General features: G+C 59.1%; 14 protein-coding genes. 6 read left to right on the top strand and 8 right to left on the bottom strand.

Going from position 1 to position 12,481, the window contains the following annotated elements; all coding sequences use genetic code 11:
* Positions 1-61 precede the first annotated feature (61 nt).
* Positions 62-1,012 (bottom strand): DMT family transporter, encoded by a 951-nt coding sequence (locus tag O3A94_01170; GenBank protein MDA1354859.1) that lies wholly within the window; start codon positions 1,010-1,012, stop codon positions 62-64.
* Between the two features lie 121 nt (positions 1,013-1,133).
* Positions 1,134-1,634 carry an ester cyclase gene (locus tag O3A94_01165; protein MDA1354858.1) on the bottom strand — a complete coding sequence of 167 codons (501 nt, stop codon included), beginning with the start codon at positions 1,632-1,634 and terminating at the stop codon, positions 1,134-1,136.
* A gap of 116 nt (positions 1,635-1,750) precedes the next feature.
* Here O3A94_01165 and O3A94_01160 point away from each other — a divergent pair, with 116 nt between their 5' ends.
* Positions 1,751-2,224 (top strand): nuclear transport factor 2 family protein, encoded by a 474-nt coding sequence (locus O3A94_01160; protein MDA1354857.1) that lies wholly within the window; start codon positions 1,751-1,753, stop codon positions 2,222-2,224.
* Between the two features lie 60 nt (positions 2,225-2,284).
* On the opposite strand, the gene O3A94_01155 is transcribed toward O3A94_01160, so the two are convergent.
* The 4 genes from O3A94_01155 to O3A94_01140 form a co-directional block, all read right to left on the bottom strand.
* Positions 2,285-2,728, bottom strand: a complete 444-nt coding sequence (locus O3A94_01155; protein ID MDA1354856.1) for an SRPBCC family protein — start codon at positions 2,726-2,728, stop codon at positions 2,285-2,287.
* Between the two features lie 138 nt (positions 2,729-2,866).
* Positions 2,867-3,880: an NADP-dependent oxidoreductase gene (locus tag O3A94_01150; GenBank protein MDA1354855.1), complete on the bottom strand. Its 1,014-nt coding sequence runs from the start codon at positions 3,878-3,880 to the stop codon at positions 2,867-2,869.
* A 43-nt stretch (positions 3,881-3,923) separates the two neighbouring features.
* Complete coding sequence (locus O3A94_01145) at positions 3,924-4,685, bottom strand: N-acyl homoserine lactonase family protein (protein MDA1354854.1); 762 nt, start codon at positions 4,683-4,685, stop codon at positions 3,924-3,926.
* 15 nt (positions 4,686-4,700) lie between these two features.
* On the bottom strand, positions 4,701-5,813 hold the full coding sequence (locus tag O3A94_01140; protein ID MDA1354853.1) for an acetamidase/formamidase family protein: 1,113 nt from the start codon (positions 5,811-5,813) through the stop codon (positions 4,701-4,703).
* A gap of 188 nt (positions 5,814-6,001) precedes the next feature.
* On the opposite strand from O3A94_01140, the gene O3A94_01135 reads away from it, so the two are divergent.
* On the top strand, positions 6,002-6,916 hold the full coding sequence (locus O3A94_01135; protein ID MDA1354852.1) for a tRNA U-34 5-methylaminomethyl-2-thiouridine biosynthesis protein: 915 nt from the start codon (positions 6,002-6,004) through the stop codon (positions 6,914-6,916).
* A gap of 31 nt (positions 6,917-6,947) precedes the next feature.
* Positions 6,948-7,760 carry a tRNA U-34 5-methylaminomethyl-2-thiouridine biosynthesis protein gene (locus O3A94_01130; GenBank protein MDA1354851.1) on the top strand — a complete coding sequence of 271 codons (813 nt, stop codon included), beginning with the start codon at positions 6,948-6,950 and terminating at the stop codon, positions 7,758-7,760.
* Between the two features lie 115 nt (positions 7,761-7,875).
* Here O3A94_01130 and O3A94_01125 read toward each other — a convergent pair whose 3' ends face one another.
* A complete protein-coding gene (locus O3A94_01125) occupies positions 7,876-8,562 on the bottom strand; it encodes a FadR/GntR family transcriptional regulator (protein ID MDA1354850.1) in 687 nt (228 codons plus the stop codon).
* 151 nt (positions 8,563-8,713) lie between these two features.
* Here O3A94_01125 and O3A94_01120 point away from each other — a divergent pair, with 151 nt between their 5' ends.
* From O3A94_01120 to O3A94_01110, 3 genes are all read left to right on the top strand, one after another.
* Positions 8,714-8,893, top strand: coding sequence for a twin-arginine translocation signal domain-containing protein (locus tag O3A94_01120; protein MDA1354849.1), 180 nt, complete (start codon positions 8,714-8,716; stop codon positions 8,891-8,893).
* Positions 8,894-8,899: 6 nt separating this feature from the next.
* Entirely contained in the window at positions 8,900-9,784 is an 885-nt protein-coding gene (locus O3A94_01115) for a hypothetical protein (protein MDA1354848.1), read from the top strand.
* Between the two features lie 157 nt (positions 9,785-9,941).
* Positions 9,942-10,730, top strand: coding sequence for a glucose 1-dehydrogenase (locus O3A94_01110; protein ID MDA1354847.1), 789 nt, complete (start codon positions 9,942-9,944; stop codon positions 10,728-10,730).
* Positions 10,731-10,755: 25 nt separating this feature from the next.
* Here the strand turns inward: O3A94_01110 and O3A94_01105 are convergent, their stop codons facing one another.
* Entirely contained in the window at positions 10,756-12,378 is a 1,623-nt protein-coding gene (locus O3A94_01105; GenBank protein ID MDA1354846.1) for a SulP family inorganic anion transporter, read from the bottom strand.
* Positions 12,379-12,481 lie beyond the last annotated feature (103 nt).

The raw sequence follows: 12,481 nt of genomic DNA, 5'->3' as shown, positions 1-12,481 counted from the left end.
CCACCCGGGAGCGCGCCTGGCAAACCAAGGCTATATTTTAAAGGAATTTTGGCGGCACGCTCTAAGCCTTGTCGGCGGCGGCGCGTTTCGCCCGACTCGACATAATGGGCCGCGCCAGAATTAGCCCGAGGCCCAGCAACATCAGCGCGGCGGCAAGCCAGACGTAGCCGCTATGGCGTTCTCCAAAAAGGACAATGCTCCACAAAATGCCGATCACCACGCCGAAGACGTTAATCATCGACATCAAAAAAGCACCGGTACGTTTGACGATTTCGAAGAACAGCGGCCACATGATGATGTTGATCACCACCGCACCCAGAAGCGCGAGGTCGCCGTCCTGCACCGGTCCGGGGAAAATATAAAGCTGACCGGTCGCCAGCATCAAGGGCAGCAGCAGCAAAGCGCTCGACAACAGAATGCCGACCGCGAGCGAAAGCGAAGCCGTTTCCGGCGGGCGCACCAGTTCGACATAAACATTGAGACCGGCAAAACAGATCGGTGCCAGCAGGGCGAGGATGAACCAGCCAGCCATGTCGGCGTCCGGCAGGCTGCCACTCGGAATGACGATAAACAACACGCCGGCGACGCCGAGCACGAGCCCAGCGACACTCATGATGTGGATGCGCTCGAGACGGGCGAGCAGTGAAAATAAATAGGTAAACGCCGGAGTCAAAATAACCAGCAGCACCGCCACGCCGGACGGCAATTTGGGCGCGACAAAGGCGAGCAGCGCGAATGGAAAGGCGATGCCGAGCGCCGCGGCCACGCCGTAAGCCCTTAAATGGATGAAATCAACGCGCGGCAATTCGCGGCGAATTGCGGCAACGACAAACAACACCGCGCCGGCGCCGAACGTGTACCAGAAGACGTAGGCGAAAAATGGAACCCCGGCTTCGGTCGCGACCTTGTTGACTGAAAAGATAAAGCTGAAATTGGCGCCGGCGATAAAAATCAGCAGTAGCGATAGGAACAGCCCGCCGCTCCGGCGGGCAACGATATCAACCGATTTCATAGCGCGTCCCAGTCAACCGTTTCAGTATGTTTCCGAGACGCCCAATGCCCAGAACGGTCAATGTGACCCTTGGGAAGGACGGTCGCCAAGGCCGAGCATAGCGCCAAACCGCCCTGCACAGCTAGCGTTTCAAGCCGGCCACATCCCAACCGACCTGATTGTACATATCGGCGGCGTTCCACAGCCCCCGCAGATAGCTAATCTTGTGGTTTTCGATGAAGCAAATTTGCGAAAACTGGCAATCGAACCTTTTCCCCGTATTGGGCAAGCCGAAATATTCCTTGGAAATGGTGCCGCTCATGCGCCCCATATCGCACACCACGTTGCCCTGCACACAGAACGTCTCGATATAAAGCGAGAGATCCGGCACCGCTTCGAGCCACCCGGCACCGAATTCACGAATCGCGGCATGGCCTTCCGCCGGCGGCAAGGTGATGTCGTGATACACCCCGTCTTCCGCCATCGGCGCGACCACCTCGTCGATATTCTGGCTCGACCACCCGCGGCATTGCTGCGCCAGAAGTGCCAGATTGGCGCGCTCTTCATCGTTCAGTTCAGTAAAACTCTCGATCGGCTGATCGGCCATGTTGCGATCGCTCATCATCCATTCTCGCGCGCTCATTTTTTCTTCTCCTCTGTCGCCGCTTGCACCACATCATAAAAGCGGTCGGAATACTGCCTAGCGCCGCCGGTAAAATCCATGATATTCATCGCCGCCCATTGAAGAAGGAGTTTGCCATGGCTGACCAGACCCTCGAACAACGCATCGCCCGGCTTGAGGCGCATAACGACATTTGCAAATTGATGGCGGAATATCTGCTGGTCGCTGACCAGGGCTACGATCCCGATAAAATCACCGCCTTTTTCGTCGAGGACGCCACCTGGGAATCCGACGCCTTCGGCCGCCATGAAGGACGCCAAGCGATCTGGGATTTTTTCGAAAGCCTGTCGGGCGTACTGGTGTTCGCCGCCCATTTCGTCACCAACCCGATCATCACCTTCGAGACCGATGATCGCGTGCGCGGCGCCTGGCGCCTGTTTCAGACCGCCACCGTGAATAGCGACGGCGCTCTTGATTCAAACCTACTCGTTGCCGCTTATGACAATGTGTTCGTCAAGGTCGATGGCGTGTGGAAATTTCAGGCGGTCAACGTCTATGTCAATTTCTTCGAGCCGATCAACAAAGGCTGGGCAGAATCCGCCAAGACTTAAGGATCAGACGCCGGCCGTCGCCATCTGAAAGCACCGATTGCGGCCGAGGCTACGGCTAGGCTATTTCCGCGCGGCCTTGTCGAGATCTTTGAGGAATGCGTTGAAGCCCTTGGTAAATTGGCCGTCCAGGGCGACGCTGCCCAGGATTTGCCCGACAAAGCCGAACTTCGGCTGGTAGGCGTAATCGATGGTGACGGTGGTTTCTTCGCCCGCCGGGGTGAGGGTGAAGGTGGCGAGACCATGCGCCATCGGCAATTTTTTCGCCGAATCAATGCTGATCACCAGGCGGCTCGCCTCATCCCATTCTTTGACGGTTTCTTCGAGCGCGCCGAACGGCGCCAAATCGCAGTGCCGCTGTGCGCCGACGCCGCTGGTGCTGTCCGAGGTCGAGAATGATTTGGTGACACCCGAGTTCCATGACGCGATGTTGGGATAGTCCGCGAGAACCGCCCACACCGCCGCCGGCGCGGCAGATATCCTCTTGCTTACCTTGATCGAGCGCATCTTCGCTGTTCTCCCCGGTTTAATACCTGACTGGCACGATAGGCTATGGGAGGCGCCTACGCCAATATTGCGCCGCCATCGCCGGCCGCTGAACTATGGTTGCTTCGTACCTGGGGGCGAAGACGTCAGCAGAGAACCTTAAGCGGCCACCTTGATCATCAATTTTCCGAAATTGTCGCCGGAAAACAGCCGCAACAGCGTCTCAGGGAAGGCCGCCACACCGCCCTCGACGATATCGTCGGGGCAGTTCAACTTGCCGGCATTCAGCCAACCGGCGAGTTCAGCGACCATCTCCGGCCACTGGTTGCGCCAGTTGAAATAGATAAAGCCTTCCAGCCGAGCACTGCGGATAAGTAGATTGAGGTAATTGGCCGGGCCTTCGATCGCCGTCGTATTGTTATATTGAGAGATCGCGCCGCAGATCACGACGTGGGCGTGAAAGTTGATGCGCGCCAGGGCCGCATCCAGACATTCGCCCCCGACATTATCGAAAAACACGTCGATACCGTCAGGGCAGCTCCGCGCCAGGCCGTCATTGAGATCCTCATTCTGATAGTCGATCGCCGCATCGAACCCGAGCTCGTCGATGAGGAACGCACATTTGCGCGCCCCGCCGGCAATGCCGACCGCGCGGCAGCCCTTGATCTTGGCGATCTGACCGACATGCGCGCCGACCGATCCGGCAGCACCGGAGACGACCACCGTCTCGCCCGCTTTCGGCGCGCCGACCTCGATCAGGCCGCAATAGGCGGTCAGCCCGGCGATCCCCAAGCTGTTCAAATAAGCCGGCAGCGGCGCCAGGCTGGCGTCGGCCTTCATCAATGCGCTGCCGTCGGAGATCGCATATTCCTGCACGCCGTCGATACCAACGACGAACTCGCCGGTGGCGAAGGCCGGATTCTCGCTGGCGATCACCTCGCCAACCGTCAGCGCGCGCATCACTTCGCCGAGCTTGAGCGCCGGCACATAAGTTTCGCGGTCGTTCATCCAGCCGCGCATCGCCGGATCAACCGAGATGTAGTGAATCTTGACCAATACCTGGCCAGCCTCGAGGTCAGGCACCGCCGCCTCGGTAAACTGCCAATCGCTTGATTTGGGCAGGCCGACCGGCCGGCCGGCCAGTCTGATTTGATGATTTACGATATTCGACATGGTGTTTTTTCCTTTGCTCAATGGCGGCGGGGCGGCGGACGCGTTAGGCGTAACTTTCCTCCGCCTGCTTGAAGGTCGACCACTCCGCCAAGTCATGGCCGCACAGAACCTGCGCCCCCGATTTCTCGATGCGGGTGATCTCGGCGATGGATTTAGTTTGCACGTCGCGGTTCCAGGTATTTTGCGGCATGTTTTCCGGCTGTAAATTCTCGCGCACCGCGACCGCGTCCGAAGCCAGCAGATGCGCGCCGCTCTTTGGCAGCGCGGCGAGCAGGCCGGTCATCCCCGGCGAATGGCCAGGCAGCGGCAGCAATACCAAGCGCCCATCATCGAAGATATCCACTTCACCGTCGAATTCGATCATCGGCATCGGGTGGTCCCATTCGGCCTGGAAATAGCCTTGGCCCTCGCTCGCCGGATCGCGCGCACAGGCTAGCTCATCGCGGTGTAAGTAGATCGTCGCCTTGGAGAAAAACTCGTTGCAGCCGCAATGGTCGCAGTGCAAATGCGAATTCACCACGATATCGATATCGTCGGGCGCCAGATTCACCCGCGCGAGCTGGCTGATGATGTTGTCATCAGCCGACATCGCCGGAATTACAAAGCGCGCCATCGGCCCCCAACGCTCCTCCGGGTTGACGGCTATTTCCGGGTGACAGCCGGTATCGAACAGCACATTGCCGTGTGGGTGAATGAACAGGAAACAGGAAACCGGCAGCTCGATCATTTCCTCGGGCGCCGAGCCAGGCAAATAGACGAGCTTCTGCATCCTGAGGCGGCCGCCGGAGAGAATATGCATCTTCACAGCGACGTTCCTTTGCTAGTCGAAAATCTCAAGCGGCAAGAAGGCGGATACCGTCAGGTTGGGGACATCGACAATTTGGCTGATGCGCAAATTTACCGCGACGCTCGCCAAGGCCAGCGAATTTTCCGGCGAGAAGCCGCAGCGCTCGCCGATGTAATCCACCATATTCAAGAGCGCGTTGCGCGTTGCCAAGGTGAGGTCTTCCGACAGATTCTCGCCGTCGCGTTTCAGGCAGGTGCCGGTGGTTGCGTAGAACCGGGTCGAGCAATCGAGCGGCGCGCCCCCGGGGTTTTCATTGCCGAAAGAAACATCGGTCTGGCCGCGCCGCGCCGCCACGCCGGACAGCACGCGGAAGCGCGCATGCAGAATGGCCGAAGTCTCGATCGCGCTGCCGCAAGATTCGCCGTCACCTTGGGCAAAATGTGCGTCGCCTACTGAAAACAACGCGCCCTTCTGATAGACCGGCAAATAGACTGTCGTGCCTTTGACGAATTGTTTGATGTCGAGATTACCGCCGGTTTCATGCGGCGCGATGGTGCGCATGGCTTCACCCGCGATTGCCGGATCAGCCGGCACCGCCATGTCGGCATCGGGCAGAAATACCGCGCCGCCGCGCTCATGCAGGCTCTTCTCCCGCGCATTTATGCGGGCGAGCAATTCATGCGACGGCGCCAAGCCCATCACGCCAAAAAACGGCGCGCCCGGAATGCGCACACCGGGCAGGTCGGGCGAGGTCGCAAACCCATCCCGCATCTCCCAATGAATCAGATGCGGTTTGGTAAAGCGGTCGCGCAAAAAGCCGAACCCCGGCGCGATAAGCGTGAACCCTTCGTCATGCGATTTGACGTCCAAGATATCGACCGCCAGCAAATCGCCGAGCTCCGCTCCCTCGACATAAACCGGCCCGGTCAAAGGATGCGCACGGCCAATGCTGGCCTGACCCAAATCCGCGCCCGACATAGATTTGTGAATTTGGCAGTCAAACGAGTCACGCGTATGAATTTCCGCCTCGTCGCCGCTCTTCACATGAATCATCGGTGTGATGTCGGGGTGCCAACGGTTATGGCCTTCCGCGGGGCACTCCGCCAACGGAATGGTACGATCAACCGAGACGAGATGCTTAACCATATCTGATGTTCCTCTTGATCCTGGCAGGGGATGGCGGAGGCAGTGCACTGCCGATAGACTAGGTGTAATTGATATAGACTCACTTTAACGACGACAATGAAGTGTACCAACCTAAGTCGATGAGACCGCTCTTTGAATTTAATCTAATGACCTGTCGCAATCAGCTTGTCCGGTAGAAGGAGTTAATCATGGCGAACGGTGAAATTTTAGCTGGCTTCTTGGCCCCGCATCCGCCGCATCTGGTTTATGGCGATAACCCGTCTCAGAACGAGCCCGATTCCGAGGGCGGCTGGGAGCCTCTTCGTTGGGCCTATGAGCATGCCCGCGAAAGCCTGGACCGAATGAAGCCAGACGTTCTGCTCGTTCATTCGCCGCATTGGATGACCCAACTCGGCCACCATTTTTTGGGCGTGCCAAATCTTTCGGGCAAGTCCGTAGACCCGATCTTCCCAAACCTCTTTCGCTATTCGTTTGGTTTGAACGTCGACGTCGAGCTGGCCGAAGCTTGCTGCGCCAAAGCCCAGGCCAAAGGCCTGGTCGCCAAAATGATGCGCAACCCAAAGTTCCGCGTCGATTACGGAACAATCACAACCCTGCACATGATCCGGCCTGAATGGGATATTCCGGTGGTCGGCATCTCGGCCAACAACTCGCCCTATTACCTGAGCACCGAGCAAGGCCTGGAGGAGATGGACCTGCTGGGCAAAGCAACCCGCGAAGCGATCGAAGAAACCGGCCGAAAAGCCGTGTTGCTCGCGTCCAACACGCTCAGCCATCTGCATTTCTCCGAAGAGCCAGCGCTGCCGGAGGATATGTCCTGCGAGCACCCCTTCAGCCATGAGGGCTATCGCTGGGACATGCGTTTCATCGAGCTGCTGCGCCAGGGCAAAACCCAGGAAGCATTCAAAATCATGCCGCAATTCATCGACGAGGCGCATGCCGAAGTTAAATCCGGCGCGTTCACCTGGATGTTCGCCGCCATGGGATACCCGGAAATGCCCGGCAAGCTGCACGGCTATGGCACGGTGATCGGCACAGGCAACGCGGTGATGGAATGGGATTTAAAAAATCCTGGCCCGCTGCAAAGCGCCGCAGCCGAATAACTTCACACGTTACGCACCGAGGATAAATTCCATGACATTGGCCGCAGCGTTTTTGGTGACCGGCTCCCCCCTGCCCTATTTGCGCAAAGACAATCCAGCCTGGAAGGAACTTACCACCGGCTTCGAGATAGCCGCGCGCGCTTTGGCTGCGGCCAAGCCTGATGTCATTTTGCTCTATTCGACCCAATGGATCGCTGTGCTGGACGAACTGTGGCAAACACGACCGCAATTGTCCGGGACCCATGTTGACGAAAACTGGTACGAGTATGGCGATCTTGAATATGATCTAAAAATCGATACCAAACTGGCGCATGCCTGTATCGAAACCGCCAACGCACGCGGCATCCAATCCAAGGGCGTTGATTACGACGCTTTCCCGATCGACACGGGCACGATTGTCGCCAACGGTTTTTTGAATTCGGGCGCAAACTGCCCGCTCGTGTTGGCCGCGAATAACGTCTATCACGATTTTGAAAAGACCCGAACCATCGCCGCGATGGCTGCAGAAACCGCGGAGGCACAGGGCAAACGCTATGCCGTGGTCGGTGTCGGCGGCTTGTCAGGCACGATATTCCGCGAAGAAATCGATATCGCCGCGGACCGCATCGCCAGTGCCGAAGATGACAAATGGAACCGCCGCATGCTCGACTTGATGGCAGCGGGAGAAGCACAGCAGGTCGAGGACCTCTGCGGCGAATATGCGGCGGCGGCGAAGGTCGATATGGGCTTCAAACATCTCGCCTGGGTACTGGGCGGGATCGGCGGCAGCTATAACCACGCCGAAATTCACGGCTACGGCCCCACATATGGCGCCGGCGCTGCGGTAATTGAGTTCAAGTTCTGAGTATTAGCGCCGCCGCATTTTCAAAAGATGTAAACGCCCCGATAGATCAACTTGGCGAAGTCCGCCAAAACATGAGGCGAGGCCCGATTGCCGGTCGATCGATCGCCGGCAGCGCTTAATATCCGATGAGATTATGTCGAACGGACAGCAGATGCTGGCGAATGGTCTTCTGCGCACCGGCAGAATCTCGTTTGGAGAGCGCCGTCAAAATCGCGCGGTGCTGGCGTTCGTAAATTGTCCGGCGCGCCGGAGTGAGGCTCTTCTTCTTCAACTCTCCCCACGCCGAAAGGGATCGAAGCCGGTTGATCGAACTTAGAATATCGATCACCGCGCGGTTTTTCGTCGTCAGCGCCAATGCCTCATGAAATTCAGCGTCCCAGCGCTCGAATTCACGCCACGAACGCGCCGCCTCTCCGCGCTCCAGGCATTTTTGTAGGGTGTCGAGATCCGATTGAGTAGCGCGCAAGACAGCAAGCTCGCCCATGCCCGGCTCGACGAGCAAGCGAACCTCCATGATATCGGACGGCGACGCGTCACCAATGCCCGTGGCCGGCGTCAACCGCACCTGGCCTTCCCTATCGGCAACAAACGTACCGCTGCCGACATGGCGCACGATCAGCCCGTCGCGCTCAAGCTGGCGCAACACCGTGCGCACGGTATTCCTGGCAATCTCATATTTTTCCGAGAGCGCGCGCTCCGTCGGCACCCGGTCGCCCGGCGCCAATTCACCCGATGCGATGCGATCGGTTATCGAGGCACGAACCGCGCCGGACAGCTCGTGTGATCGCTCGCGCTTGTTCATATCGCGCGCCTTGTCGCACGCTTGATCGATTCCGCCGCGCGCTCTAGGACGCCAAGTTGCACCTTGATCATTGGATCCATTAGTGTACCATTATTAGATCAATTTTCCATTGGATCACAAGTGGTTCACAAAATCAACTACGGGAGCAATCATGTCAAACAATCCTCTGGATATCCTAGCAAGCCGGCGATCGTTTCTACTGGGCTCGGGCGCGGCGCTCGGCGCGATGGCCCTGACAACTCTCGGCAGTTCGAAATTCGCGTTGGCGGACACAATCGAGAACGCCGTCCTACAGACCGTTACCGGGCCGGTCAGCGCCGCAGACATCTAGAAAGCCATGGCGCATGAACATCTGTTCGTCGATTTTCACGGGCCAAACGCTGCCGAATATATGGACGTTAATTGGTCGGCAGCGCTCGGCGCCAGCGTCACCAGCGCCATGGAACTGCGCGGCCAGGGCGTCAATTTGATGATTGAGTGGACCAACCTCGGTGTCGGGCGCAACGTCCTGTTGCTGCGCCATGTGTCGCGCCAAACCGGGATGAATATTGTCTGTCCGACCGGCATCTACAAAAGCCTGGTGCCGCCGGCGATGGCTGATCTCTCGGTCCCGCGTCTCGCCGAGCACTTCATGCGCGAGCTGACGATGGGAATTGACGGCACCAATATTCGCGCCGGATTTATCAAGATCTCGGTGTCCTCGGATGCCGTCGTCGAAACCGAGGTTCCATTTCATCGGGCCGCTGCCATAGCGGCGAAGAAAACCGGCTGCACCATTTCGATGCATTGCCCGCATGCGAATGTGGCCAACGAAGTTGTCGCGTCGTTGGAAGCGGAGGGCTTCAAACTGGATCGATTTGTGTGGGGCCATTCGCAGCCGTCGAGCAATGAAGACCATCTCAAGATGGTCGGTCGCGGCGCAACCGTGCAGTTCGATGCGATCAGCGCCGACACCGACCCGTTTTTCAACGGCCCGACCGACGATGCCTCAATGCTCGAGCGCATCGAGAACATCACCAAGGGCCATCCCGACCAGGTGATCGTCTCGGCCGATGCCTCGGTTTATGTCAATCCGCCGGTGTGGCAGTACGACCGCGACAACACCTATGTGCACCGCTATTTCGAGGCGAAATTAGCCGAGCGGCTCGGTGAAGACATGGCTCGCCATGTGCTGCGCGACAACGTGATCCGAGCCTTCCGCCGCGGCGACAATGTGAGCTAGCACCGGGCTTGAACCTCTAAACCCAAGTATGCCAACGGCTGGGCGGCAAAGCGCACCGCCCAGCCGTTGGCAGCGCTATCTACCGCCGCAACCAGCCAGCGCCAGGTCATTGATATAACCGAAATGATTTCGCATCATCGTCGGCGGCGCCTGCTCGATGCGCGCCATCAACCGGGTAGAGGGTAAGCAAGATATGATGTTGCAGGGAAAAGTTGGCGTGGTGACGGGCGCCACCGCAGGGCTCGGCCGGGCTGCGGCGTTTGCCATGGCGCGCGAAGGCGCAGCGGTGGTGGTCACCGGCAGAGAGCCTTCGGAGGGCGATCCGATGGTGGCGGAAATCCACGAATTGGGCGGACGCGCGGTTTTTGAGACGGTCGATGTGATTGATGAGGCCGCGATCGCGCGCATGGTGGCGCGTGCGCTCGATGAATATGGCCGCCTCGACATCGCCTATAACAATGCCGGCATCGAAAGCCCGGCCTGCCCCGTTCAGGACGTCGATTTGGCGGAGGTGAAAGCCGCCTATGACGTCAATTTGTTCAGCATCCTCGCCTGCATGAAGCATGAGATCCCAGCAATGATCGCCGGCGGCGGCGGTTCAATCGTCAATGCCACGTCGGTCTGGGGCCTGAATGCCGGCCCCGAGCGCTCGACCTATATCGCGGCCAAGCACGCCATTTCTGGCCTGACAAAAACCGCCGCGCTCGAACTCGCGAAAAAGAACATCCGCGTCAACGCCATCGCGCCGGGGCCGATCCGCACGCCGATGATGCTGCGCGATTGGAGCGGCGATGTCGACAAAGCCGCGCTCGGCGTGCCGATGGGCCGCGTCGGCGAAGCAAACGAAGTGGCCGAGGCCGTGGTCTGGCTATGCTCCGATCGCGCCAGTTACATTACCGGCCATGTGCTGCCGATCGATGGCGGCATGATGTGCAAGGTCGGCTGAGCGAGCCGCCCATTAGTCGTCCGACTTAGCCGCGCTTGGCGAGCAATTCCGCGGCGTAGGTCAGCGCCTCGGCGCGGGTCTCTAAACAATGATGCGCGGGAATGTTGTGGATGACGCCGAGCCGTTCCAGCGTATTGCGTACGCGCGGGCGTAGGCCGACGAGGAGCGCGTCCAGGCCCAACTCCGTAGCATTAGCCATGGCATCTTCGATGGCGAGCGACGCGCTGGTATCGATAAACGTCACGTCTGAGAGATCAAGCACCAACACTTTGAATTCGCCGGTGACGGCGACGCGCCGCGTCAGGCCTTTGGCGGCGCCAAAACTCATCGGCCCGGAAATGTAGTAGATTATGATGTCGTCTGCGTGGCGCTCTAATATATCCGCCTCTTCAGGCGTGAGCGGCCGGTCTTCTGAAACCTCGTGCACATTCTCCAACTGCAAATCGGACATGCGCTTGACGAACAACAGGCTGGCCGAGACGATGCCGACCGCGACCGCAATGATCAGATCGACGAACACAGTTAATCCCAGCACCACGCCCATGATGGCGATGCCGGCGCGCGGCGCTCGCGCGATGCGCCGGAGATAACCCCAATCGATAATATCGATGCCAACCTTGACCAGAATGCCGGCCAGCACAGCGTGCGGCATATGCGAGGCAATTGGCCCGGCGCCCAACACCACGGCGAGCAACACCAGCGAATGCACCATGCCCGAAATCGGTGTGCGCCCGCCGGCGCGCACATTGACGACCGTGCGCATCGTGGCGCCGGCACCGGGAATGGCGCCAAACAGGCCGGCGAGAAAATTGCCGATGCCTTGGCCGATAAGTTCGCGGTCTGAATTGTGCTGGCTCCGTGTAACGCTATCGGCAACCAAAGAAGTCAACAGGCTGTCGATCGATCCCAACAGCGCCAGCATCAGGGCCGAGCCCACCATGTCGCTGAGCGTCAGCCAATCGAGCGACGGCAATTGCAGTTCAGGCAGGCCGGTTGGAATCTCACCCAGGGTCGGCACACCGGCAAGAAACAGCCACACCACGATGGTGCCGATCACCAGGGCAATCAGCGGAGTCGGCACGAGGCGCTGGATAGGCCGTGGCGTGAAATAGACGATGCCCAGCGTCACGCAGGCGATCAACGCGGCCTGCCAATTGAGTGCGGCGATATCGCTGGGCAGGGCACCCAGGCTTTGCACAACATTTGCGCCGGGATGGCTTTGCCCTATCAACGGCGCCAATTGCAGGATGATAATGATACAGCCGATGCCGCTCATGAAGCCGGATACCACCGGAAACGGTACCAGGTTGATATAGCGACCGACACGAAGCGCACCGAAAAGAATTTGCAATAGCCCGCCCATGAGCACGACCGTAAAAGCGGTGCCCGGCTGATCGGCATAGCGCAGGAAGATCACCGCCATGACCACGGTCATGGGCCCGGTTGGGCCGGAAATTTGACTTGGCGTGCCGCCGAGAAGGGCGGCAAAAAAGCCGACAATGATGGCGCCGTACAGCCCGGCCATTGGCCCGGCGCCGGAGGCAACGCCAAACGCCAACGCCAGCGGCAGGGCGACCACGGCGGCTGTGAGACCACCATAGATATCGCCGCGTATATTATCGAAGGCGAGCCCGTGGACCAGTTTCATTGCTAGCCCCGGCGGGCGGCAGAATGGCGCCGCATTCCTGCACCAGCGCCGGCGCAGATCAACGCCAAATCAAATAGCTTGAACGGCCGCGCCGCGTCGCCCC

Source organism: Pseudomonadota bacterium (assembly GCA_027624955.1).
Classification (GTDB): Bacteria; Pseudomonadota; Alphaproteobacteria; order UBA828; family UBA828; genus PTKB01.
Note: the sequence above shows the minus strand (reverse complement) of the source record. Positions and strands in the feature narration are given on the sequence as shown.